Origin of the sequence: Larkinella bovis, assembly GCF_042655385.1 — a bacterium.
Lineage (GTDB): Bacteria > Bacteroidota > Bacteroidia > Cytophagales > Spirosomataceae > Larkinella > Larkinella bovis.
This window is the reverse complement of sequence record NZ_JBHSMA010000003.1, coordinates 551,034-576,115: the sequence shown is the minus strand read 5'-3', so window position 1 is coordinate 576,115 and position 25,082 is coordinate 551,034. Positions and strand designations below refer to the sequence as shown.

Below are 25,082 nucleotides of genomic sequence, written 5' to 3'. Positions count from 1 at the left end.
GATTGCACCGAAAGTCCCGGCGCACTCACCAGCGCGGTTCCGGTGGCCCACCCAAAACCGGGAGCGCCGGTCGCTCCCGTTGTAGACCAGGCGGGTGTTAAAACTAGCAACCAGCAGCACTCCACGCGAACGCCTTCATCAATAGGTATACCCCTTGAAGAGGACCGATAATACGCCCGCTCGTGCAACGCCTGCGGGTCCATGGTGTCTTTTGTAAAATTAACCACTTGGGGAATGATCGCCTTACAAACAGGAGATTGTCTGGGAGAAAGACTCCACTTTTTTCAGGGAAACGGTATCAGCCTCAATCGAACGGCTTACCCGGCAAACGAGCGAACGGCCGCTATGCATTATCATCCCGAAGCCCACATCAGCTTCGTGTTACAGGGTGGCAATGTCGAACGCAGAAAGGCCACGCAGTTGGAAAGGGGACCGGGATCGGTTACGTTTTATCATGCAGGCGAAGCGCATCAGACCATTCAGAAACGGTTTCCGGCTCAACATATCAACCTCGAAATCGCCGGTACCCTACTGAAGCAGTACCAACTAAGTGAAGACGTTCTTGGTCAGGGAATCTTGAAAAATCCCAATGTAGCGCTGACGATGATACGGCTCTATAAAGAATGTATCATCAATGATAATTTCCTGGCCCCATCGGTAGGAATGCTCCTGGTTGCTCTGACACCGGACAAGGTCTTGAAAACGGTAAAACCCCGATGGGTAGAGCGAATTGAGGAACTCTTGCAGGATTCCTGGAATCAGCCCCTAACGCTCCAAGACCTGGCGTTAGAAACGGGTATCCACCCCGTTACGATCTCTAAATACTTCCCGCGCTATTTTCATTGTACCCTGGGTGAGTATATTCGCACGCTACGCGTTAGCAAGGCGCTTCAGTTGATGAGAACGTCTACCCTCTCGCTGACCGAAATTGCCTATCTATGCGGATTCGCCGATCAAAGTCACTTTTCCCGTACGTTCCAGCAGTTGACCGGCTTTACTCCTAAGCGTTATCAGCACTTGGGAGTCCCCTCACCAGGCTAATTTCGTTCAATTTTTTATTAAATCCAGGGACTAGCTTGCAGACTCTTTCAACTACTAAGCTACGTATTGTCATTATGTCGTCTGCACCTGTTTCCCAGTTGGATCCTCGTCGATTCACTTCCCATCATACCACGCATTCTGTTTGGTTGCAAAAACGGCTTTCGATCCTCTTTTTCAGCGGGTTGTCTTGTCTTTTTAGCCCTGGCAACGCCCAAACCGTTTCCGATCGCATCAGGCAGGTAGAGCAAGGACTCAGCCCCTGGATGCAATTTCAGGATAGCACTTTTACGAGCTTTTCGCTGGTGGAACGCATGAAGGCGTACCAACTACCAGCCGTTTCGATTGCTGTCATTAACGAAGGGCGTCTGGAATGGGCCAAGGCCTACGGTCTGGCCGATGTGGCCGAAAAACGGTCTGCAACCCCCACCACCTTATTTCAGGCCGCTTCCATTAGTAAATCGATTAATGCCGTAGCCATCATGAAACTTGTCGAGCGGGGGGCGCTGTCATTGGAGGCTGACATTCGGTCTTATCTTAAAAGCTGGACGTTACCGGAAAATGAACACTCTCAAAACCAATCCATTACGCTAGCTCATTTATTGAGTCATACGGCGGGAATAAGCGTTCATGGCTTTGCCGGGTATTCTTCCGGGGATACCCTCCCCACTTTGAACCAGATCCTTCGTGGCCAGCGACCCGCGACCAACCCCGCCATCAAACCCATTGCTAAACCAGGGGTGAGATACTAGTATTACGGTGGTGGAACCGTCATTACCCGCAAAATTCTGGAGGACAAAATAGGAGGTGATTATCCGGCTTTACTAGCCGAAACGGTATTAAAACCACTTAACATGGTCCATAGTAGTTTTTCTCAACCCTTACCGGACCACCAGGCCGCATGGGCCGCTACGGGGTATAATGAAAAAGCGGAAGCCCTGAAAGGAAAGTACCATATCTACCCCGAACTGGCACCCGATGGTTTATGGACAACGCCTACGGATCTGGCCCGCTTTATCATTGCTATTCAGCAATCCGTCAAGGGGCAACCGGGTAGTTTCCTACGGGCCGAAACGGCCCAAAAAATGCTTACGCCTTATTTAGATTCCTCCAGGGTGGCCTTAGGCTTTTTTCTGTCGAATCAGGAAACGGAACCTATGTTTGGCCATAACGGAAGCAATGCCGGTTTTAATTGTGATTTTGTAGCGGGTTTACATACGGGAAAAGGCGCCGTGGTGATGGTCAATTCGGATAGCTACGAAATAGTTTATGAAATTCTGAATAGCATTGCCCGTGTTTACAATTGGAACGGTTATTATAAACCGGTTGTCAAAAAAATAGCGACTCTGTCCGCCAGTCAGTTAGCTCACTATGTGGGCGAATACCGCTTTAATGAGGAATCCAGTCTGATCGTTCGGCAAGTCGAAAACCATTTGGAGATCAAGGGAAATGCGGATGCCCATTGGGAACGGCTGTATCCAGCCAGCGACCTGGAATTTTTTCTTTTCTCGAATCGTCTCGCTTATCAGTTTGTTCGTGACCCGAATCAAGGGCACATAGAACGGTTAGTATTGACGAATGGTCGCCGTTCGATGACAGCGCAAAAAGCTCACTAAGTTGCCTTCCATTACCCAGGCTGGCGACAAGCGCATCACGGTTTTTAGCGGGCTTTATATGAGCTCGTCATCAGGCCCCTGGAAATGGGACGATTCTTTTTTACGACCTTAATCCGTATACGGCGTGTAATCGATTTCCAGAAACTGATCGACCTCGTTCAGCCAGATTTCCTGCACAAACCGCACATGGTCGGGATGATTAGTGTATTGATCGTAAGCTTCCTGATTGGCAAATTCCATCGACAGGCCGAAGTCATACGGATTCTTGGTACTGATCTGTTTCAGACACTCGAATTGCTCAACACCCGGAAGGGCGGCCAGTTTCCGGGCTTCGTTCAGGAAGTTGCGCTCCGCGTCCGAGCCAGCGATATGTTTTAATTTGAAGGTAACCGTATGACGAATCATCGTAGTTTGAAAGGTTAAAATGGTTTAAAGTTGATCATTGAAACCGGTTATAACGATCAACTTTAAACCCTAAACGGTATTGCTCACCCCCAGGTGGCTTGCTGGATGTGGTCGATGCTGATTTTGATACTTTCCAGCGGGGGGCGTTTGCAGATATCCTGTTCCACAAAATAGTGTTTCAGACCAGCCTCGCTGCTTTTTTCAAAAATGGCGGCAAAATCGACCGAGCCGGTGCCGACTTCGGCAAACTCCTTTTCGGGCGTTTTGGCCATGTCCTTGACGTGCCAGAGCGGGAAGCGACCCGGGTATTTGGCAAAATAATCGGCCGGTTGCTGCCCGGTTTTCAGAATCCAGTACAAATCCATTTCCATTGGCACCGTCGTATTTTTCAGAATCAGTTCGTAGGGCATCTGGCCATCCACCCGTTCGTTGAATTCGAAATCGTGGTTATGGTAGCAGAGCGTCAGACCCGCCTTTTTGGCCACTTCCTCGCCTTTCGCCAGCAATTCGACCAGTTGTTTGTAGTCATCCGGTTTGCGTTCGTCGTCAAACAGGTACGCAATGACGAGGTATTCCTGCCCGATGGCAGCCGCATCGTCTACCACTTTCTGCCAGTTTTTGGTCAGTCCATCCATCGGCCCGGCCTGTTTCGAGCGCGCGGTCAGCGTATGCCCACTGGGTGCCGACAAGCCGCTGTCTTTTAAAATTTTGAGGTATTCCGCCGGGGTTTTACCGAAGAATTTTCCGCCATTGTACCCGAAGTTCTCGACCTCCTTGTAGCCCAGACTGGCCACCTGCGGCAGAATGGCTTCGATGCCCTGCTTCTGAATGTCATCCCGGAGCGTGTAGAGCTGCAAACCGATGGTTTTGATTTTGGGGGTGGTTTCGGCTCCGGCTGTCGCGCTCGAATCGGCACCCGACTCAGAGCCGGACGTTGAGCGGTTGCAGGCCGTCAGGGCCAGTGCCGAAAACGCACTGATTCCCAGCGACGTTCCGAGAAAATTTCTGCGATTCATCATATGTTAAGTGTACTGAAAATGGTTTCGAAAACTGATTCCCCCACCGGACAGGATTACAACCGATTACAGCCTGTGACAACGGCGGCCCGGTTGCCCGGAAAGCGGTTTTATCAATATGTATTCTAAACGCAATGATACGGTATTTTGGGATTGGCCCCCTGATTGTTACACAGAACAACTGCTATTTTTTCGTCATTTAATACAGAATCATAACGAAAACAGGAGTAAAATCCCGGAAAAAGTTTCTGTCGCAGCCCGTAGAACCCTTATTTTCCGGTAGCCCCGTGGCGGGTTTTAAAGGAGTCTGGGGTTGAAAAAACAATGGGGCCTGATCGGCCCCGTATCCTGTTATGGGTGAAAACCCGTACGCTTTCCTATCACCTGGTGTACGAAAATTCCACGGCTAATGCCTCCGCAGCCCGGCCTCCGTGGCCCGGCCGCGATTCGCTACGCCAAAACCGGTTTGACGACTTTCCCGGCCACGTCCGTCAGGCGGAACGGGCGGCCCTGAAACTGGTACGTGAGTTTAGTATGATCGAAGCCAAGCAGGTGCAAAATCGTGGCCTGCAAATCGTGCACGTGTACTTTGTCTTTGGTAGCGTAATACCCAATGTCGTCGGTTTCGCCGTAGCTGAACCCGCGCTTGACGCCACCGCCCGCCATCCAGACCGTGAACGCATCCAGGTGGTGATCGCGGCCCATGAACGGCAGCGTCTGGCCGTCGCGGTTTTCCTGCATGGGTGTGCGGCCAAATTCACCGCCCCAAACCACCAGCGTTTCGTCGAGCAAACCGCGTTGTTTCAGGTCCTTCAACAAAGCCGTTACCGCCTGATCGGAAGCCGTGCACTTATCCCGCAACCCGGTTTCGATCGAACCGTCTTTGCTGGTGCCGTGCGTATCCCATCCCCAGTCGAACAACTGCACAAACCGCACCCCGCGTTCCACCAACCGACGAGCCAGCAGGCAATTCCGGGCAAACGAGCCCTTGTTCGGATCGACGCCGTAGGCATTCAGAATGTAGTCGGGCTCGCTCTTGATGTCCATCGCGTCGGGCACCGACATCTGCATCTTGAAGGCCATTTCGTACTGCGAAATCCGGGTCAGAATTTCCGGATCTTTCACGTCTTCGTACTGCTGCCGGTTGATGTCGTTGATCGCGTCGATGGTTTGCTTCCGAATATCGCGGTTCATGCCCTGCGGATCCGAAACGTACAAAACCGGATCCCCGTCGGTGCGGCACTGCACGCCCTGGTACACCGTCGGCAGAAAACCGCTGCCCCAGACCGACTTGCCCGCATCCGGCTGTTTGCCGCCCGACGCCAGTACAATAAAACCGGGTAAATTATCATTTTCCGACCCCAGGCCGTAGGTCACCCAGGAGCCAATGCTGGGCCGCCCCAAACGGGCCGCACCCGTATGCATCAGGAGCTGCGCCGGAGCGTGGTTGAACTGGTCGGTATACATCGATTTAATGAATGTCACCTCATCGGCCACCGTCTGCAAATGCGGCAGATAGTCCGAAATCCAGGCACCAGACTGGCCGTGCTGGGCGAACTTACCCTGCGGCCCCAGCATTTTCGGAACCCCCCGAATGAAGGCGAACTTCTTCCCTTCCAGCAACTCCTGCGGACAGTCTTTGCCGTGGTATTTCACCAGTTCCGGTTTGTAATCGAACAACTCCAGCTGCGAGGGCGACCCGGCCATGTGGATGTAAATCACCCGCTTGGCTTTCGGCGAAAATTGCGAAGGGCGCGGCATCATCGGTTCGTTCGGGGCTGTGGCACCGGCGGCCAGCCTGTCTTCTTTTTTATCAAAAAAACCGCAGCTCGTCAGGGCCGACCCCAGGGCCATTGCGCCCAACCCCGTTGAACAGGTGTGCAGAAAATGCCGTCGGGTTTCGCGTTGCAGAGCCGCTTTCTGAAGTTCTTTGAGGAGTTTGTTCATCGGTTTATTCTTTGGTAATCACTTCATCCAGGTTCAGCATGGTGTTGGCCGTCACGGTCAGCGCGGCCAGTTGGGGCGTTGCTTCGTCGCAGGCCAGCAGCTTTTTCGCTTCGTCGGGATGTTGCTGGTAATAGGTTTGGGTAGAGCGGTAGAGTTTCGTCAAAACCGCCAGTTTCTTCGGAGCCAGATCCCGGAGCATAATCAACCGGAAACCGGACTGAATCTGCTGTTCGGGCGTTGTTCCGCGCCCTTTCATCGTTTCGGCCAGGCGTTGGGCGGCTTCCACGTAAACCGGGTCGTTGAGCGTCACCAGGGCCTGCAAGGGCGTATTGGTCCGCAGTCGGCGCAACTGGCAGAACTCCCGGCTGGGGCTGTCGAAGGTGATCATCGACGGATACGGCGCGGTCCGTTTCCAGTAGGTATACAACGCCCGGCGGTAGCGGTCTTCCCCCTCACTCAGCAGCCACTTTTCTCCACTGTACGGCGATTGCCAGATGCCGTCGGGCTGGGGCGGCATCACGCTCCGACCATACATTTTTTTACTCAGTAAACCGGTCACGGCCAGCGCCTGATCGCGGACCTGCTCGGCCGCCAGCCGAACGCGCGGACCGCGCGCCAGTAGTTTATTGAACGGATCCTTGGCGAGCAGTTCCGGCGATACGTCGGACCGTTGGCGATACGTCGCCGACAACACCAGGCGTTTCAGCAATTTCTTGACGTGCCACTGATCGGTTTCCATGAACTCCACCGCCAGCCAGTCGAGCAGTTCGCGGTGGGTCGGCGGAAGGCCCTGGGTGCCCACATCCTCGACGGTTTCGACAATGCCGGTGCCGAACAACTGCTCCCAAAACCGGTTGACGGCCACCCGCGCCGTCAGCGGTTGTTCGCGGCTGACCATCCATTTCGCCAGCCCCAGGCGGTTTTTGGGCAACTCCTTCGCCATCGGCGGCAGTGATTTTGGCACATCCGGCTTCACTTCTTTCCCCTTCACGAGCCAGTTACCCCGCTGAAAAACGTGGGTTTTCCGGGCCAGGTCGCCGGTTCCTTCCTGCATGATGGGCGTCGATTCGGGCCGGGTATTCAGAATTGCCAGCAGTTTGAGGTCCATTTCGCCCAATTGGGTCAGGGGCTGGTCGGGCAGGGCCGGTTGAAACGACACCCACTTGATCTGCACCCAGTCTTTCGGCGTTTCCGGGCTGTGCAGCGTCAGGTATAGATCGTGCCGCCCCGAAACCGCCGGTAGCGCAAAAATCATGGTCGTGTCGCGGCCGTTCGTTGGGGTTGGGACGGTGAGCAAAACCGGTCCGTCGATTCTGTCCTGGTGCAGCGTCAGCACACAATTTTTGGCTTTGGTCCCCCACTGCATGATCAGCCGGTTTTTGCCCGTCAGGTCGATGTTTTTGATCCGTCCCGAACCGGCATCCTGCATGCCGAAAAACTTGGCATCCAGCAGCGACGCATTCACATACTGGTCAAAGTCGTGCGAATTGATTTTCGGTTCGATGATCCGGACAAACCGCATCCAGTCCTGCACCGGCTGGGGTTGTCTCAGCCGGTTTTTCAGCCAGCCGTGCAATTCTGCCACTTTCAGCGAATCTTCGGTCTTATAAAACCGCAGCGTCGGCGTTTCGGTCGTGACGTCCTCGTCGCGGGAGTTGTTGAAGAAGGCCAGGTACTTGTAATATTCGTCGTTCACAAACGGGTCGTAGGGGTGGCTGTGGCACTGCACGCACGAAAACGTGGTGCCCTGCCAGACGTCCCAGGTCGTGTTCACGCGGTCGATGACGGCCGCCACCCGGAACTCTTCGTCCTGCGTACCGCCCTCGTCGTTGGTCATCGTGTTGCGGTGAAAACCGGTCGCCACCAGTTGATCGTCGCTTGGATTCGGCAGCAAATCCCCCGCCAGTTGTTCAACGGTAAACTGGTCGAACGGTTTGTCCTGATTGAAGGCTTTGATGAGCCAGTCGCGGTACCGCCAGATGGTCCGGCCGGGGTCGCGTTCGTAGCCTTTGGTGTCGGCGTAGCGGGCCAGATCGAGCCACATGCCCGTCCAGCGTTCGCCGTACGCGGGCGACGCCAGCAAACGGTCTACTACTTTTTCGTACGCATTGGGCGATTGATCCGCCACAAAATCAGCAACTTCCTGTTCCGTCGGTGGCAAACCCGTCAGGTCGAGCGACACCCGACGGAGAAGCGTGGCGCGGTCGGCTTCGGGCGACGGTTTTAGCCCTTCGGCGTTGAGTTTATCCAGTACAAAATGGTCGATTTCGTTTTTCGCCCACTGCAATTCATCATTTTCAGTCAGTCCGAGTCTGGACCAAAATGTACCGATTTGCGGGACATCCGGTTTTTCAACGGGTTGGTACGCCCAGTGATCGCCCCATTCGGCGCCCTGGTCGATCCATTTTCGGAGTAATTCGATTTCTTCCGGTTTTAGGGGGGGCGCATCCAGCGGCATCCGTTCCTCAGGATCGGTCAGGGTGAGCCGGCGAATCAGTTCGCTGGCGTCGGCGTCGCCGGGCACGATGGCGTGTTTACCGGATTTGGCCGGTGCCAGGGCCTCGTGTTTGAACAGCAGACTATAGTTCGACGCTTTTTTGACGCCCCCGTGGCAGGCAATGCAGTTTTTATTGAGCAGGGGTTTGATTTGGGTGTTAAAATCCACTTTGTCCTCGAAAATTCCGAGAAACGACGAAAGTGTAAGCGCAACCACCACGGCCAACCCACCAACCACCAGGAGTTGAGGTTTCATAACAAGGGTTCAGGTTCTAGTTATCGACTCTTGATAAAGAGTGCGAAACCGGTAATGTATATATAATAAGAAGTACAAAATTTATAAAAACTCCTGACTTTTCCTTGTTAAATGCAGATAATACCTGGAATGATTCAGCTATTTAAGCCACTCCAAAGGAGATTCTGAATATACGTTAACTCATTACTCGCTGCGCAGACTTTCCACCGGATTGGTCAAAGCGGCTTTGACGCTCTGGAAACCCACGGTCAGGAAGGCCACCACGATGGCGAGCAAACCCGCCAGCCCAAACAGCCACCAGGCCGGTTCGAGCTTGTATTCAAAGCTTTGCAGCCATTGACTCATGGCATACCAGGCAATGGGCGTCGCCAGGACAATCGCGATAACCACCAGCTTCAGAAAGTCTTTGGACAGAAGTGCAACGATGCTGATTACCGAAGCCCCCAGCACCTTGCGAACGCCAATTTCCTTGGTCCGCTGTTCGGCCGCAAAAGCTGCCAGCCCAAACAGGCCGAGACAGGCAATCACCACCGCCAACACTGTGAAGGTCAGCAAGATTTGCCCCTGTTTCTGTTCCGCCTTATACTGCCGCGAAAAGTTTTCATCCAGGAAATGAAACTCCGGGGTATTGGCCGGGTCGAAGGTTCGATAGACCGACCGGATATGGGCCAGCGCGTCGGTCACGTTGCCGGGCTGGATTCGAACATAGACATTGTCTTTTTCGGCCGGCGGAGGCATTTGCAACACCAGCGGTTCGATTTTATGCTGCAGCGAATAAATATGAAAATCCCTGACCACGCCGATCACCCGGGCCTCAGCGGTATTTTTTTCATTGTCAATGTAATACTTTAACCGCTTTCCGACCGGCTTTTCCCAGCCGAGTTGTTTCACCAGCGTTTCGTTCACCAGGACCGCTCCCTGCTGGTCACTTTTGAAGGATTCCGAAAAATTCCGCCCCGCAAGCAGCTTGATCTCCATGGTTTTAAGAAAATCCGCATCGACCAAAAATTTCTGAACAACCTGGCTGCTGGATGCGATGACGCCGTTATGCTCAAAGAACATTCCATTACCACCGATGTTGTTATTACCAATCGGATTCGAAGCCGCCGACACACCCTGAATCACGGGATTACGCAACAGGGCTTCCTTGAGGGCCTCGACACGCTGCCGAGCCTCCTGATTGTCAATGTGGAACGTCAGCACCTGCTCTTTATTGAAACCCAAATCCTTGTGCATCACAAACTGCATCTGGCGATAGACCAGACCCGAACAGGCAATCAGGGCAATGGCGGCAACAAACTGAAACACCACCAGCGACTGCCGGAACAGCGCCCGGCCCGACTGCTCGCCCACCAGCCCGCGCAAAGCGGCAACGGGCCGAAATCCCGACAATAGCAGGGCGGGGTACAGACCACTCAGCGCCCCAATGACCAGGGAAAAACCGGTAACGACCAGCAGCGTAGCGGGAACACTGCGAATGGAAAGCGATTTATCGGCCAATTGATTGAAATACGGCAGGGCGGCTCCCACCAGCGCCATGCTCACCAGTCCCGCGAGAAATGTCATCAACATCGATTCGGTCAGGAATTGGCCGATGAGTTGCCACCGGTACGACCCAATGGCCTGCCGAACGCCCACCTCGCGGGTGCGTTTGAGCGAGCGGGCGGTGTATAAATTCACGTAATTGATGCAGGCAATCAGCAGAATGAGGGCCGCCACCCCCGCAAAGATGGAAACCGTCCGCGCATTGCCGTTCGGGCCGATCTCATAATCCAGGTGCGAGTGCAGGTGAATCGAGGTCAGCGGCTGGAGTTCCATCCGGTAATCGACATTGCCCATCTCCGGTTTGATGTATTTCCGGAAAAAACCGGGCAGCTTGGCTTCCAGCGTTTCGGCATTGCTGCCCTCCGCCAGCAGCAGGTAGGTATACAGTTCAAAATTCTGCCAGCCACTGGTATAATTAGCGGGGAGCGAGCGCAAGGCGCTGAATCTCCAATGCGAATTGGTGGGTACATCCTCGATAACGCCCGTGACGGTATTGGGAAAACGGTTGCTGAACTCGACGGTTTGGCCGACGGCTTTGCTGGCATCCCCGAACAGGGCTTCGGCCAGCTGGCGGGTCAGCACGATGGTTTGCGGTTTTTGCAGGGCCGAAGCCGGATTGCCGTACAGAAATGGCAGGGTAAACACGTCAAATACCGTTGGGTCCGCAAAAAAGATATCGTTGGCCTCTATTTTTTTGTCCTGAAACGTCACAGTTCCCCCGCCTTCCGGGTGAATCCGAACGACTTTCTCTACTTCCGGGTATTCGTTTTTCAGGGCAGGTCCGTAGGGAGCCGAGGTCGGGGCCAGTTTGAGATTGCCGCCCGGCCACTGGGCGTAGTGCACCACCCGAACAATGCGGTCGGCTTTGGCATGAAACCGGTCGTAGCTCCATTCATTGAGTACATACAGTGCCATCAGGCCAACAGCCGCCATGCCGATGCCCAGCCCAACCACGTTGAGTCCGCTGAACAGCTTGTTTTTCCAGAAGGTCCGGAGCGTGATTTTCAGGTAATTGTATAGCATGATCGTAGATTGTTGACGTGATAAAACCGTATTTCTGCGTTCTTCTCCATTTACTCCCAAACGCCATACCAAACAACTAAATACCTTACTGTCAGACAATTAACACCTACCACATTCGAAGACTGTCCGTAAATGGACGGTTTCATTGACCGCTAGTGGACAATCATTCAGCGCACCGCCGGTTCGAGCAGCCGGATCGTTCCGGCCCCGGCATCCATTTCGGCTTCGATGCCCACCGGAACCGTAAATTTGTGCGTAATATGGCCGATCATTGCGCCCGAATAAGCCGGTTTTCTGAGCGGAACGATGTGGTCGCGAAACACGTCTTCCAGCGTCAGGGAGCCGTAGCCTTTACCGGGTTCGCAGTCGGTGCATTTCCCGAAGACAAAACCGCTGATTTCATCCAACACCCCCGCCAGCTTGAGTTGCGTAATCATCCGGTCCATCCGGTACACATCTTCGCCAACATCTTCCAGAAACAGAATACTTCCTTTCCAGTCGGGCAAATACTTCGACCCCATCAAATGGCTCAGAACCGTCAGGTTGCCGCCCAGCAACCGGCCACGGGCCTTGCCGGGATGCAGCGTCGTGACCCGGTCTTTGACCTGCGCCAGCAAATCGCCCTTGTCGCGCGGATTTTCCATCAAAACCGCCTGTCCATCCATCAGCGTCTGCCGGAAATACTGGACGGTAAACGGGTTGAACGTCGCCGACCCCACCGCGCCGTGCATGGTCACCAAACCGGTTTGGGCATAAATACCGAGCAGCAACGCCGTAATATCGCTGTAGCCCACCAGAATTTTCGGATTCCGCCGGATCAGGTTGTAGTCAAGCAGCGGCAACAGGCGGGCGCACCCCCAGCCGCCGTGCATGGCCATGATGGCATGTACACTGGCGTCGGCAAACATCGTATTCAGGTCAGCCGCGCGGTCGGCATCAGTTCCGGCGAGGTAGCCGTAGCGGTCGAAAACGTGTTTGGCAATGACGGTTTTGAAGCCCAGCGCCTGCAGGGATTCCACCGCAACCTGTACCGTTTCGTGCGTGAAGGCCGGAGCCGCCGGGCCAACCAGCGCAACCGTATCTCCCGGTTTCAGCCGGGGCGGTTTCAGGGCGGAAACCGGTGGACGAAAAGCCGTGGTCGCAGCGGCTGCCGTCAACGTTTGCAGAAAGTTTCGGCGGGAAAACGACATTTTAAATAAGTCAGTAGTACAAGATGCGTTGAAAACCGTAACAAGATAAGTCAGAATCCGCCGGGATTCCGTAATTTGGGGACTACCGGCATTTTTTAAAAAAATTTAAAATATTTTTATTGGTGATCCCGATCAATATGCCGAATTTTGCCGCTCCGCTCGAACCACAATTTATCTTTCCGTTATGATTACTGAACCTTCCGTTATCGAGAACGCGTCGGGTCGTCAACCGGGTGAACCTGTTCAATCGGCCATCACCTACGAAAAAATCCCCACCCACATCTACGCCGATGCGAAAGATGCCTCCCGTGCCGTTGCCCGCGAAATCGCTGAACTGATTCGCGAAAAGCAGGCCAAAGGCCAGCCGTGCGTGCTGGGTCTGGCCACCGGTTCATCCCCCAAGACGGTTTACGCCGAACTTATCCGGCAGCACCGCGAAGAGGGCCTGAGCTTTCGCAATGTGGTAACTTTCAACCTGGACGAATATTATCCGATGGAACCCGACTCGCTGCAAAGCTACGTACGGTTCATGAAGGAGCAGTTATTCGATCACGTCGATATCCCGGAAGGCAACTATTTCATTCCGGACGGAACGGTTCCGGCGAATAAAGTGTCCGAATTCAGCCGGGCGTACGAAGAAAAAATTCAATCGTATGGCGGTCTGGACTTTCAACTGCTCGGTATCGGGGGGAACGGTCATATCGGATTCAACGAACCGGGTTCCCTGATCAATTCGCACACCCGCCTGATGATGCTCGACCACTCGACGCGGGCGGCTGCGGCTGGGGACTTTGGTAGCCTGGCCAAAACCCCGAAAAAAGCCATTACGATGGGGGTTGCCCCGATTCTGAGTGCCAAACGAATTGTGTTGCTGGCCTGGGGAGAACGCAAAGCGCCGGTGATCCGGGCTGCGCTGGAAGGCACCGTAACCGAACAGGTTCCGGCCTCGTACCTGCAAACCCACCCGAACGCCCTGTTTGTCATCGACCAGGCGGCCGCATCGGATCTCACCCGGATGCAAACGCCCTGGCTCGTCGATACCGTCGAATGGGATAACCACATGATCAAGAAAGCCGTGACGTATTTGTCGCGGACGCTGGGCAAACCGATTCTGAAGCTGACCAACAAGGATTATAACGATAACGGGATGAGCGATCTGCTCGCCCAGGTGGGTCAGGCGTACGATCTGAACATCGACGTTTTCAATCAACTCCAACATACGATTACGGGCTGGCCGGGCGGAAAACCCAATGCCGACGATACCAACCGGCCCGAACGTGCCCTGCCCGCCAGCAAACGCTGCCTGATTTTCAGCCCGCACCCCGACGATGATATCATCTCCATGGGCGGAACGTTCCAGCGCTTGCACGACCAGGGCCACGAGGTCCATGTCGGTTACCAGACATCGGGTAATATCGCCGTCGCCGATGACGAAGCGCTGCGGTTTGCCGATTATGTCGTCGATTTCAACGAGAAATTCGGTATCGACAGTCCGGAAGCCACCCGGATTTTCAGGGATGCGGCCGAATTTCTGCGCGTGAAAAAAGACAGCGAAATGGACACGAACGAGGTCCGGTATATCAAAGGACTGATCCGGAAAGGGGAAGCGAAAGCCACCTGCCGGTTTGTCGGTATCCCGGTCGAAAACGCCCACTTCCTGAACATGCCGTTCTACGAAACCGGTAAGGTGGAGAAAAAACCGCTGGGTGAAGAAGATATTCAGGTGGTGATGGACGTGATCCGGCAGGTGAAACCGCACCAGATTTATGCTGCCGGTGACCTGGCCGATCCGCACGGTACGCACAAGGTCTGTCTGGACGCCATTTTCGAAGCCGTTCGCCGGTTGAAAAACGAAGCGTTCATGCAGGATTGCTGGGTGTGGCTCTACCGGGGCGCCTGGGCCGAGTGGGATATTCACGAAATTGAGATGGCCGTACCGATGTCGCCCGATCAGCTGATGCGGAAACGGCTCGGGATTTTCAAGCACCAGTCGCAGAAAGACGGCGTGGTGTACCAGGGCACCGACTCGCGCGAATTCTGGCAACGGGCCGAGGAACGCAACCGCGCAACCGCCGGGCTGTATAACCAGCTCGGTCTGGCCGAATACGAAGCGATGGAAGCCTTCGTCCGCTGGCATTTTTAACCAGATCCGTACCCACAGACTTTAGTCCGTGTGACCCGACACCAGCAAATTCGTCCAATACTAGCAACTGGTGTCACTTTAAAACCGGGCTAAAGTCCGTGGGTACGGATGAAAATCGAATACCGTCGAAACCTGCCCCATCTGCAATATGTTGGGGCAACGTTTTTTATAACCTTTTGTCTGAAGGGTTCTCTACCTGCCGATACTGTCCGGCGACTCATTGAAGAACGACACACTGCTCTCCGCCAGCTTCAGCAGCCGTCGCAAGAAGCTATTGTCAAAGCGCATAAGCGCTATTTTGCCAAAATTAATGGTATTTTAGACCGGTGTCAGTCCGGGAACCGATGGCTCCAAAACCGGTCGATTGCGGAACACATTGCCGACAAAATCAAGTCGTACGACGGCCTGGCCTATGATTTGATTGCCTATTGTATCATGCCCAATCACGTCCATTTGCTCGTCGATTTCGCTGTTCAATTGGAGAATTGGGAGGAGACAACGCAACCAGGCAGGCAGAATTATCAGCAACTGTATACGGTTTTACAACAGATTAAGGGCCATACCGCCCATCAGGCCAATAAAATGCTGGGCCGTTCTGGCGCTTTCTGGCAACCGGAAAGCTACGATCACGTCGTGCGAAGCAAGCAGGAGTTAAAAAATATTGTTCACTATATACTCCAGAACCCCGTCCAAGCCGGTTTGGTAACCGACTGGCGCCACTGGCCCTACAACTATCTAAACGAACGTACCTACGGACTTTAGTCCGTATTTTAGGGTATTGACTCTGTATGAAACTACTCTCACTTCCCAAAAAATACGGACTAAAGTCCGTGGGTACCACCTGACTTTAGTCTCCCGACACCATTACTTGAAAAAACGTACCTACGGACTTTAGTCCGTATTTAACGTACCTATGGACTTTAGTCCGTATTTTAGGGTATTGACTCTGTATGAAACAACTCTCTCTCATCCCAAAAAAACACGGACTGAAGTCCGTGGGTACAAACCGGCTTTTATCGCTCGACACCTTCCGGGGTATCACCGTTGCGGCCATGATTCTGGTCAATAATCCCGGCGACTGGGGCCATATTTACGCCCCGCTCGGCCACGCCAAATGGCACGGCTGGACGCCCACCGATCTGATTTTTCCGTTTTTTCTGTTCATCGTCGGGGTGTCGATTTCGTACGCCCTGCAGAATAAGGAAAAAACCGGACTGGTCGGGAAGATTGTCAAGCGCAGCCTGATTCTGTTCGGGCTGGGGCTGTTTCTGAATCTGTTTCCGAAATTTGATTTTTCGACGGTTCGAATTCCGGGCGTGTTACCCCGAATTGCGCTCGTTTATCTGGCCTGTTCACTGATTTACCTCAAAACCACCACCCGGACCCAAAGCGGGCTGATTGCCATTTTGCTCGTTGGGTACTGGCTTCTGATGACCTTCGTACCCGTCCCGGCTTTTGGCCCGGCCAATCTGGATCCTGAAACCAACCTCGGCGCCTGGCTCGACCGGACACTGCTGGGCGAACACCTCTGGAAAACCGCCAAAGTCTGGGACCCCGAAGGGCTGCTCAGCACCCTGCCGGCAATTGCCACCGGCCTGTCGGGCATTCTGGCCGGAACCCTCTTGAAAAGCAACCGCTCCGAAGCCGAAAAAACCGCCTGGCTATTCGTAGCGGGTTGCCTGTCGCTGCTGGGGGCGTACATCTGGAACGGTTTTTTCCCGATCAACAAGTCGCTCTGGACCAGTTCGTTTGTCCTGTTGACGTCCGGTTTGGCGTTGCAGGCCCTGGCCTTGTGTTACTGGCTGATCGATGTGCAGGGGTATCGGCGCTGGACAAGGCCCTTTGTCGCTTTCGGCGTCAATGCCATCACGGTTTTCTTTTTGTCGGGGTTAATTCCGCGGATTCTGAACCTGATCCGGGTGGCGCAGCCCGACGGAACGGACATCGGTGCCAAGGAGTGGCTGTACCAGACGTTTTTCGTGCCCTATTTCGAAAGCCCGTACAACGCGTCGCTGGCCGGGGCGCTGACCTTCGTACTGATCTGGTTTATAATCCTCTACGTAATGTATCAGAAAAAAATCATTATTAAAGTATAAATAATACCACTAATTTCGGGTTGAATACGGTAGACACGCTATAAACCGTATCGCCAACCTAACACAATGAACAAGATTCTTGCCGCCGGGCTTGCGCTTTCGCTGCTGGCATCCGGTGTGAATGCCCAGCAGCCTGCGAAAACCGCCCCAAAAAAAACCGCAGTTCCGGCCAAAACACTGCCCGCCAAGGCTGTCGCAGCCGGAATACCGGCTGAACTTAAACAACCGATCCCGTTCGATCCAGACGTAAAAGTAGGCAAACTGCCCAACGGCCTGACCTATTATATCCGCAAAAATACCGAACCCAAAAACCGGGCGGAGCTGCGGCTGGTCATCAATGCCGGGTCGATTCTGGAAACCGACGACCAGCAGGGACTGGCGCACTTCATGGAACACATGGCGTTTAACGGCACCAAGAATTTTCCCAAAAATGAATTGATTAGTTTTCTGCAATCATCCGGCGTGCGGTTTGGGGCCGACCTCAACGCATCCACCGGTTTTGACGAAACCATTTACCAGTTACCTGTTCCGACCGATTCGGTGCGGCTGTTTGAACAGGCGTTCCAGATTCTGGAAGACTGGGCACATAACGTAACGATGGACCCCGCCGAGATTGAAAAAGAACGCGGGGTAATTCTGGAAGAAGCCCGCTCGGGGCGCGGGGCCGGGCAACGGATGCGCGAAACCTATTTCCCACTGATTCTCAACAATTCCCGCTACGCCGAACGTTTGCCGATTGGGAAAGATGATATCATCAAAACCTTCAAACCGGAGGCATTGCAACGGTTTTATAAAGACTGGTACCGCCCGGATCTGATGGCGGTGGTGGCCGTGGGGGATTTCGATCTGGCCTGGGTCGAAGGCATCATCAAGGAAAAATTCGGTCGCCTTCCGAAGGCTACGAATCCCAAACCGCGCCTGAACTACCCGATTCCGCCCCATAAGGATACCAAGATTGCCATCGTGACCGACCCGGAACAACCGAACACGATGGTGCAGATCATGTACAAACGGCCCGAAATCAAGGAGAAAACGTTGTACGACGTTCGCGAAGCGATCAAACGGGTGCTCTTCAATTCGATGATCGGAAACCGCATCAACGAACTCACCCAGCAGTCCGACCCGCCCTTTCTGGCCGGTTACAGCAGTTACGGGAGTTTTCTGGGCGATCAGGATGCCTTTAGTTCGTACGTCATTGCCAAGGACGGGAATGTAAACCGGGCCGTGACGGCGATTCTGGACGAAAATGCCCGCGTCGATCGCTTTGGGTTCACCGAAACCGAGCTCGACCGCGCCAAGAAGCAGTACCAGAAATACGTCGACCGGGCCTACCGTGAACGCGACAAAACCCGTTCGACCAACTACGTCAGCGAATACGTCGAGAATTTTCTGCACGGCGATATTCCGATGAGCATTTCGTTTTACAACGATTTTCTGAAAAAGTACTTGGACGGCATCACCGTTGGCGACGTCAACAACCTGGCGAAACAGTTTATTACGCCCGAAAACCGGGCGGTTGTGATCATGGCACCGGAGAAGGACAAAGCCAAGCTGCCGACCGAAAAACAGGTGCTGGCTCTGATCGATAACGCCGGGAAAAACCTGACCGCCTACGTGGATAAAACGCTCGACAAACCGCTGCTGCCGACTCTGCCGGTGGGTAATCCGGTGACGAGCGCGAAAGAAATCAAGGAGATTAAGGTGACGGAATGGACGCTGCGCAACGGCGTGAAGGTGGTGTTGAAACCCACTGATTTCAAAAACGACCAGATCATCTTCTCGGCCAGCAGCCTGGGCGGTACCTCGCTCTACGACAACAAGGATTTCGAATCGGCCCGGTTTGCCTCAACCCTCACGCAGATGAGCGGGATCGGCGAGTACAACCAGATTCAACTGGGCAAATACCTGACCGGCAAAACCGTCAGCGTGTCGCCCTACATCGGCGAAACCACCGAAGGCATCAGCGGCAGCACCACCCCCGACGACCTGGAAACCGCTCTGCAACTGGTCTATGCCTACTTTACGGCCCCGCGGCAGGACCCCGATGTGATCAAGGGTTTTCTGTCGAACCAGAAAAGTTATTTGCAAAGCCAGTTCGCTACGCCAACGCCCCAGAAGGTCTTTCAGGATACCGTCCAATCGCTGTTGGGCGCTTATCATTACCGCCGGTTGCCGCTGACGCCCGGACGATTGGATCAGGTGAACGTCGATCGTGCGATGGCGATTTATAAGGACCGCTTCGCCGATGCCAGTGATTTCACCTTTTTCTTCGTCGGCAGCTTCAAGGAAAACGATATCAAACCGCTGATTGAAAAGTATTTGGGCGGATTGCCGGTAACGAATCGAAAAGAAACCTACCGTGATCTGGGCATCCGGACTCCGGCGGGGAAAATCGAAAAAACGGTCACCAAAGGCATCGAACCGAAAAGCAGTGTCCAGTTGGTGTTTAGCGGGGATTTTGTCTGGAATGCCGAGAATGCCACCCAGATCGACGCCCTGGCCGAAGCCTTGGAAATTAAACTCACCGAAACCCTGCGCGAAGAAGAAAGTGGGGTATACGGCGTAAGCGTCGGTGGAGCGTACGCCAAAATTCCCGCACAACGCTACACCATCCGCATCGGTTTTGGCTGTGCGCCCGAAAACGTGGACAAGCTGATCAACCGGACGCTGACCGAAATTGAGAAGATCAAACAAAACGGGGCTGATCCGAAAGACATCGAAAAGTTCAAGGCCGAAACCCGGCGCGAAACCGAACTTCAGTTGAAACAGAACAACTTCTGGCTCGGCTACCTGTCCAACCAGTACTTCAACAACGACGACCCGACCGAGATCCTGGACGAAGAAGACTACCTGAAACGGGTCACTCCAGAGAGTACCAAACAGGCCGCCAACCAGTATTTCGGCAAGAATTTCATTAAACTGCTGCTCCAGCCCGAGCGGAAACCGTAATTCCATTGCCCATTCTTAAAAACCGCAAAGCCCCGATCTTCGGGGCTTTGCGGTTTTTAAGAATGGGCCGTTTTACTTGATTTCCGTCAACGGCGGAACATTGCGTTCATACCCCGAGTATCCTTTGTTCTGGTTGATAATACCCTTCGAGTTCCCGTCGATGGCGTTCTGCGGAATGGGCCAAAGCACGTGGTACGGACTGATTTTGTACTCATCACCGTGCCGGGTTTTCACGCCCTTGTTATAGAAATTGCTCTTTTCCATAATCCGGTCGTAGAAGAAATTATTATCGGAAAAGTTCGTCAGGCTGTACGTTTTTCCGTTGTAAGCCTGCTTACCGGTCTGGGCCAGAATGTAAGCAATCCGGGTCAGCTCGGTTTTACGCGGTTCTTCGAAATACAGTTCGCGGGCCCGCTCATCCAGAATCGTTCCGATGTTGATGGCCGCCGGCGCCAGCGGAGCCGCACCCGCCCGGGCCCGAACTTCGTTCAGGTCTTTGGCAGCATTCACCAGATCGCCCTTCCAGAAATGGGCTTCGGCCCGCAGCAGGTAGGTTTCAGCCAGCCGGAACACGTACCAGTCGGTATGTCCGCCCGTCGGTTGAAGGCGCTCGGGGTCGGGGATATACAGTTTGTAAGCCGGCCAGTCGAACCAGCACCGGATCGTATCGATGGTCAGCACCGCACCGGCATCGTTTCGCAGTTGCAGTTTTTTGCCGTAATACGGATCTCGCCCTTTGATGGCCGGGTTGTTATAAACCAGATCTTCCATCCGCATCCAGTTACCGGGTGCGTGGCGCAAATCGTTTTTGTCGTCCCAGACACTGTGCGTCGAATACCAGGTCGGGCGCAGGCGGCCAATACCCCGTCCGACGGAGGTTACCTGGTCGAACTCGATGTTATACGTATCAATGGTGCCCCGGTTTCCGGTGGGTGTATTGATATTATTGAACCAGAACGGAACCGCATTCCGCATAATCTGAATACCACCATCAAAGTTGCCTTCGATCAGCAGCCGGTCGATCACCAGCATCAACCCTTCCCGGTTGGCCGCAATCGCCTTGTTTTCGGGGCGGTGTAAATCCCAGATGACATTTTTGGTGGCATCGGCCATATTGACCCCAAACCGGTTTTTCATCAGGCTGTGCGTTCCGCCCTCGATGACGTTGCTCGCCGACTTGATCGCATCATCGAATAACCCCAGCGCCAGGTTGACCTTGGTCAGCAGGTGACTTACCGAGCCTTTGTTGACTGTGCCTTTATCCGCAACGGCCGGTACCCACTTTTCGGCAAACTCCAGGTCTTCTTTCATTCGCTTCAGAATCACCTCGCGTTTGGTCGACTGGAAATCCAGTTTGGGCGTGTTGACCTCCTCCAGAATCAGCGGAACATCGCCAAACTGGTGCGTCAGTCGGTAATACCGGTAAGCCCGGTGAAAATAGGCCGTTCCCAGAATGGCATTTTTCTCTTCATCCGACTTATACTTTGGCTGATCGATCCGGGTGATGGCCGCATTGGCGTATTTGATGCCCTTGTAGCCTTCCAGCCAGTACCAGCCAATTCGGTTGTAATCGACGTGGTTAAGCTGGGCATCCGGCGTAATCTGCAGATTCATATTCTGGGCCGGTCCCGATTTATCGGTAGTTCCTTCCACGGCGATATCCGAAAAAATGGATTCGGTCAGCAGCGGTGGGTTATCCCCGTACCATTCATAGCGCAGGTTACGCTCGCAGGCCACCAGGGTAGCCCGCAGACCGGCCGGGTCGTTAAAGGTATTTTCGGGGGCAAAAAACGAGAGGGGTTTGGGCTCCAGCCAGGATTTTTCACAACTGGTCAGAGCGGTTGCGGCCAGCGCCACGACACCCAGACAAAGGCTGCGTTTTTTATTCATTTGAATGTTCATGATTTCTTCAGGCAAAAATGGACGGATAGGTTACAAAGTGATATCGAGTCCCAGGGAAATGATGCGGGGAGCCGGTACGTTGTTGCCATCATCATCCGGTTCGGCATCCCAGTAATTCCACTTGGGGGCGTAATACCCGACGTTCCGGACCGAGCCAAAGAACTTCAGATTCTGAACCGCTACTTTCTGCACCAGTGATTTCGGCAGTGTGTAGCCAATGGAAATGTTGTCAAGCCGGATAAACGACCGGTCTCGGTAGACACTGAAGCCGCTGGCGCCCCCTTCACTTGAATACAGTCGGGCCCATTCGTTGGACGGATTTTCTTCAGTCCAATACGGGAATACGTACGAACTCGTCCGGTCCAGGAAGCCATCCCGGTTTTTCATCTGGTTAAAACCGGCCTTGTGTCCCCAGTACGAATACATGGTAAACGATACATCCAGGTTTTTGAACAGCCGGAACTCGTTGCGCAGCGTCCAGCGGAAACGCGGGTTGGTCCAGCCCTGGAAATCCTTGTCGGCATTGGTATACTTGCCGTCGCCGTCGACATCCTTGATTTTAAAGTCACCCGGTTTTACCCCGTACTTGGCCGCCTGATCCCGCTCGCTGACCTGCCAGATGCCCTCGACCTGGTAGTTCCAGATTTCGTCGATGGAATGACCAATGAACCAGCGGTTGGCCACATCGTCGATCTCCTTGCCGTTTGCGCCTATATCGCCGTAGAGGTGTACAATCTTGTTCCGGTTCAACTGGAGGTTGAAGGTTGACCGCCAGGAGAAGTTGTCGCGGTTCATGTTTACCGAGTTCAGGCTGATTTCGAAGCCCCGGTTCTGCACTTCGCCCAGGTTATCCATCACCCAGTCGAATCCAACGACGTTCGGTAACGACCGCTGCACCAGCAAATCTTTCGTCGATGACCGGTAGACTTCGAGCGAACCGCTCAGGCGGTCGTTCAGTATTCCAAAATCAAGCCCCAGGTTGAACGATTCCGTCCGTTCCCATTTCAGGTTCGGGTTCTGCATCCGGTTTACGTACAGCTGATTGACCTGATAAACCGTCCCGTCGGGCCTGACGTACAGATACTTACCCGTATTCAGGTCGGAAAGAGACACATACCGGCCAATGTCCCGGTTCCCGTTGCTCCCCCACGAAAACCGCAGTTTCCCGTAGTTAAGCCACGAGCTCCGGAAGAATTTTTCGTCGGTGAAGACCCAGCCCAGGGCGGCCGAAGAGAACAGCGCGCGCGGATTCTTCTGGCCAAAGGCCGAATAACCGTCCCGGCGGGTCGACAGCGTCACCATGTACCGGTCTTTGAATGAATAAAATAACCGGGCCATCAGACCATCACCCGTGCTGTATTCGTCGTTACTCGAAACCGTCGGGTTAACGCCCGTTCCTACGTTATGATACCCCAGAACGTCGGTCGGCAACATCCCCTTGTTGGTCATGGTATTGTCCCAACGCTGGTATTTCTCCGCATTGGCCAGGAACGTGGCGTCAAAGTTGTGCGCACCGAACGTTTTGTTCCACTTCAGGATGTTGTCAATCTGCCAGTAATAGGTCTTGCGTTGCTGCCGGCTGACGTTACCGCCCACTGCGGCCCATTCGGCATGTTTCGACGATTCGTGGTTATAGCGCTCGTAGAACTCAAACCGGGGAGTAAAATTGGTCCGGAACGTAAACCCGAATGGCAGCGTCACGAGTCCGAAGATCGTCGTATTCAGGGTCGTAATTTTTTGCTTTCGATCAATGAAGCTCCGGTCGTAGTACGGGTGCTTGCCCCCGCTCGCTTCGTTGTTGGGACGCCACATGTAATTCCCGTTCGCATCGTATTCCGAGCCCCAGGGCGAGAGTGTCCGGGCCAGGTTCCAGTCGACGGGCACCTGGCTTTCGTCGCGGTCGGCAAACTGGGTGGTCATCCCGACCGATAGAAAATTCGTCAGCTTGGATTCCAGATTCAACCGTGACCGTACGGTTTTGAAGCGGTCACCGTAGATAATCCCTTTATTATCCAGATACCCCAGCGACATGTAGTAATTCGTTCCGCCGTTTCGGCCCGAAACACTCACCGTGTGGTCCTGGCGCATGCCATTCTGGAAAATCATATCGTACCAGTTGACACTTTTCCCGGCTTTGTAGTTTTCGATTTCAATGGGTTGCATTCCCAACCGTTGCAGCCAGACCGTCGTCGGGTCCCCGCTTGATCCGTCGTAGGCCATCCACTGCTGCATCGTTACCCCACTCGGCAGGTTATCCGGGTTGTCGAACTGGCCCGGTTTGTAGCTGCTGTTGATGTTTTTCATCACATCGCTCCGCCAGGCCACAAACTCATGCGGCCCCAGCACGTCCTGATGCCGGGCCACACTCCCAACGCCGATGTTGGTGTTGATGTTGATAACCGGTTTGCCTTCCTTGCCTTTTTTCGTCGTGATCAGAATGACCCCGCTGGCCGCCTTGGCCCCGAAAACCGCAGCCGAGCTGGCATCTTTCAGTACATCGATGGTTTCGATGTCGTTGGGGTTAATATCCGACAACTCCCCGTAATAGATCGCACCGTCCAACACCAGCAACGGGCTGGTGGCGGCATTGAGCGAGTTGCGGCCCCGCACCAGCAGGCTACCGCCCCCTTTGGCCGAAGGCGACATCCCGACGTTCAGACCGGCCACGTTTCCGCGGAGAATGTCCTGCACGGAATTGGGGTTTTCGTTTTCGAGTTTCGTGGTGTTGATCTGCGAAACCGCCCCGGTCAGGTCCCGTTTCTTCTGGGTTCCGTAACCGACCACCACCACTTCGTTCAGGGTTTTCTGATCGCTGGTCAGCGTAATATTGATGATACTCAGGTTACCAATCGCTTTTTCCTGCGAGATGTACCCCACCGCCGAAAAGACCAGAACGGCATTGTCGTCGGTAATTTTCAGTTGATACTTCCCGTCCGCATCGGTATTGGTTCCGTTCGTGGTGTTTTTAATGACCACCGTAACGCCGGGAATTGGGCTGTTGTCTTCCTGGGAAACAACCCGCCCCGTAATGGTTCGATCGGCCACAATCCCGGCATGCGGGCGCAAACGGGTAGCAGGTGCCGAAAAGGCCAGCTGGCAGGGAAGCAGAAGGGCGACCAACATGCCCCTGATCCATTCCCGCCGAAATGAGATGGTAAGGTTTACATTCATAAATGTTTGTAATAAATTTAGGTTTATAGCGCACTGAATGATAAAATAAACAGGCTATCATTATCCCGTATAAAGGATTCGTTACGTACAGAATTACTGCTATACTTTCTCAGAAAATTATAACACTTTGAAAACCAAGTCTTACTTATGGCATTATTCCGATATAAAACTGGCTAATTGGTGGCCTTTTCTAGCCTAAAGTACCGGATAGGGGCCCCTCCCTGTTGATGAAGTCCGCGCCCGGGCCGGTAGTTGCCTTTCGCTAAATCGTTGGAGGGCTTTGGTGCCA

Annotated in this window: 13 protein-coding genes and 1 pseudogene; 6 read left to right on the top strand and 8 right to left on the bottom strand. The window is 53.9% G+C overall.

Annotated features, from left to right (window positions below; all coding sequences use genetic code 11):
* The first annotated feature begins 234 nt into the window (after window positions 1-234).
* Both ACFPMF_RS13510 and ACFPMF_RS13505 read left to right on the top strand, forming a co-directional pair.
* Window positions 235-1,041: a helix-turn-helix transcriptional regulator gene (locus ACFPMF_RS13510; RefSeq protein WP_379845700.1), complete on the top strand. Its 807-nt coding sequence runs from the start codon at window positions 235-237 to the stop codon at window positions 1,039-1,041.
* Between the two features lie 74 nt (window positions 1,042-1,115).
* Window positions 1,116-2,654, top strand: a pseudogene (locus ACFPMF_RS13505) (serine hydrolase domain-containing protein).
* Between the two features lie 108 nt (window positions 2,655-2,762).
* On the opposite strand, the gene ACFPMF_RS13500 reads toward ACFPMF_RS13505, so the two are convergent.
* From ACFPMF_RS13500 to ACFPMF_RS13475, 6 genes are all read right to left on the bottom strand, one after another.
* Window positions 2,763-3,059: a Dabb family protein gene (locus tag ACFPMF_RS13500; RefSeq protein WP_379845698.1), complete on the bottom strand. Its 297-nt coding sequence runs from the start codon at window positions 3,057-3,059 to the stop codon at window positions 2,763-2,765.
* 83 nt (window positions 3,060-3,142) lie between these two features.
* Window positions 3,143-4,078 carry a sugar phosphate isomerase/epimerase family protein gene (locus tag ACFPMF_RS13495; RefSeq protein WP_379845696.1) on the bottom strand — a complete coding sequence of 312 codons (936 nt, stop codon included), beginning with the start codon at window positions 4,076-4,078 and terminating at the stop codon, window positions 3,143-3,145.
* A gap of 447 nt (window positions 4,079-4,525) precedes the next feature.
* Window positions 4,526-6,022 (bottom strand): DUF1501 domain-containing protein, encoded by a 1,497-nt coding sequence (locus ACFPMF_RS13490; protein WP_379845694.1) that lies wholly within the window; start codon window positions 6,020-6,022, stop codon window positions 4,526-4,528.
* A 4-nt stretch (window positions 6,023-6,026) separates the two neighbouring features.
* Window positions 6,027-8,774, bottom strand: coding sequence for a DUF1553 domain-containing protein (locus ACFPMF_RS13485; protein ID WP_379845692.1), 2,748 nt, complete (start codon window positions 8,772-8,774; stop codon window positions 6,027-6,029).
* 183 nt (window positions 8,775-8,957) lie between these two features.
* Window positions 8,958-11,342 carry an ABC transporter permease gene (locus ACFPMF_RS13480; RefSeq protein WP_379845690.1) on the bottom strand — a complete coding sequence of 795 codons (2,385 nt, stop codon included), beginning with the start codon at window positions 11,340-11,342 and terminating at the stop codon, window positions 8,958-8,960.
* Between the two features lie 167 nt (window positions 11,343-11,509).
* Window positions 11,510-12,532, bottom strand: a complete 1,023-nt coding sequence (locus tag ACFPMF_RS13475; protein WP_379845688.1) for a S66 peptidase family protein — start codon at window positions 12,530-12,532, stop codon at window positions 11,510-11,512.
* 184 nt (window positions 12,533-12,716) lie between these two features.
* Here ACFPMF_RS13475 and nagB point away from each other — a divergent pair, with 184 nt between their 5' ends.
* The 4 genes from nagB (at window position 12,717) to ACFPMF_RS13455 (ending at window position 19,720) form a co-directional block, all read left to right on the top strand.
* The gene (gene nagB / locus ACFPMF_RS13470; protein ID WP_379845686.1) at window positions 12,717-14,675 is read left to right on the top strand and encodes a glucosamine-6-phosphate deaminase; all 1,959 of its coding nucleotides are present in this window, start codon (window positions 12,717-12,719) and stop codon (window positions 14,673-14,675) included.
* A 108-nt stretch (window positions 14,676-14,783) separates the two neighbouring features.
* Window positions 14,784-15,437: a transposase gene (locus ACFPMF_RS13465; RefSeq protein WP_379845684.1), complete on the top strand. Its 654-nt coding sequence runs from the start codon at window positions 14,784-14,786 to the stop codon at window positions 15,435-15,437.
* Window positions 15,438-15,625: 188 nt separating this feature from the next.
* Window positions 15,626-16,771: an acyltransferase family protein gene (locus ACFPMF_RS13460; protein WP_379845682.1), complete on the top strand. Its 1,146-nt coding sequence runs from the start codon at window positions 15,626-15,628 to the stop codon at window positions 16,769-16,771.
* 66 nt (window positions 16,772-16,837) lie between these two features.
* Entirely contained in the window at window positions 16,838-19,720 is a 2,883-nt protein-coding gene (locus tag ACFPMF_RS13455; RefSeq protein ID WP_379845680.1) for a M16 family metallopeptidase, read from the top strand.
* A 72-nt stretch (window positions 19,721-19,792) separates the two neighbouring features.
* On the opposite strand, the gene ACFPMF_RS13450 is transcribed toward ACFPMF_RS13455, so the two are convergent.
* Entirely contained in the window at window positions 19,793-21,610 is a 1,818-nt protein-coding gene (locus ACFPMF_RS13450; protein ID WP_379845678.1) for a RagB/SusD family nutrient uptake outer membrane protein, read from the bottom strand.
* 42 nt (window positions 21,611-21,652) lie between these two features.
* Window positions 21,653-24,793: a SusC/RagA family TonB-linked outer membrane protein gene (locus ACFPMF_RS13445; protein WP_379845676.1), complete on the bottom strand. Its 3,141-nt coding sequence runs from the start codon at window positions 24,791-24,793 to the stop codon at window positions 21,653-21,655.
* Between the last annotated feature and the right edge of the window lie 289 nt (window positions 24,794-25,082).

What these genes read in the sequence shown, in the direction of transcription:
- ACFPMF_RS13510 (WP_379845700.1), top strand. Translation starts at nt 235, where the DNA reads ATGATCGCCTTACAAACAGGAGATTGTCTGGGAGAAAGACTCCACTTT.
- ACFPMF_RS13500 (WP_379845698.1), bottom strand. Translation starts at nt 3,059, where the DNA reads ATGATTCGTCATACGGTTACCTTCAAATTAAAACATATCGCTGGCTCG.
- ACFPMF_RS13495 (WP_379845696.1), bottom strand. Translation starts at nt 4,078, where the DNA reads ATGATGAATCGCAGAAATTTTCTCGGAACGTCGCTGGGAATCAGTGCG.
- ACFPMF_RS13490 (WP_379845694.1), bottom strand. Translation starts at nt 6,022, where the DNA reads ATGAACAAACTCCTCAAAGAACTTCAGAAAGCGGCTCTGCAACGCGAA.
- ACFPMF_RS13485 (WP_379845692.1), bottom strand. Translation starts at nt 8,774, where the DNA reads ATGAAACCTCAACTCCTGGTGGTTGGTGGGTTGGCCGTGGTGGTTGCG.
- ACFPMF_RS13480 (WP_379845690.1), bottom strand. Translation starts at nt 11,342, where the DNA reads ATGCTATACAATTACCTGAAAATCACGCTCCGGACCTTCTGGAAAAAC.
- ACFPMF_RS13475 (WP_379845688.1), bottom strand. Translation starts at nt 12,532, where the DNA reads ATGTCGTTTTCCCGCCGAAACTTTCTGCAAACGTTGACGGCAGCCGCT.
- nagB (WP_379845686.1), top strand. Translation starts at nt 12,717, where the DNA reads ATGATTACTGAACCTTCCGTTATCGAGAACGCGTCGGGTCGTCAACCG.
- ACFPMF_RS13465 (WP_379845684.1), top strand. Translation starts at nt 14,784, where the DNA reads ATGAAAATCGAATACCGTCGAAACCTGCCCCATCTGCAATATGTTGGG.
- ACFPMF_RS13460 (WP_379845682.1), top strand. Translation starts at nt 15,626, where the DNA reads ATGAAACAACTCTCTCTCATCCCAAAAAAACACGGACTGAAGTCCGTG.
- ACFPMF_RS13455 (WP_379845680.1), top strand. Translation starts at nt 16,838, where the DNA reads ATGAACAAGATTCTTGCCGCCGGGCTTGCGCTTTCGCTGCTGGCATCC.
- ACFPMF_RS13450 (WP_379845678.1), bottom strand. Translation starts at nt 21,610, where the DNA reads ATGAATAAAAAACGCAGCCTTTGTCTGGGTGTCGTGGCGCTGGCCGCA.
- ACFPMF_RS13445 (WP_379845676.1), bottom strand. Translation starts at nt 24,793, where the DNA reads ATGAATGTAAACCTTACCATCTCATTTCGGCGGGAATGGATCAGGGGC.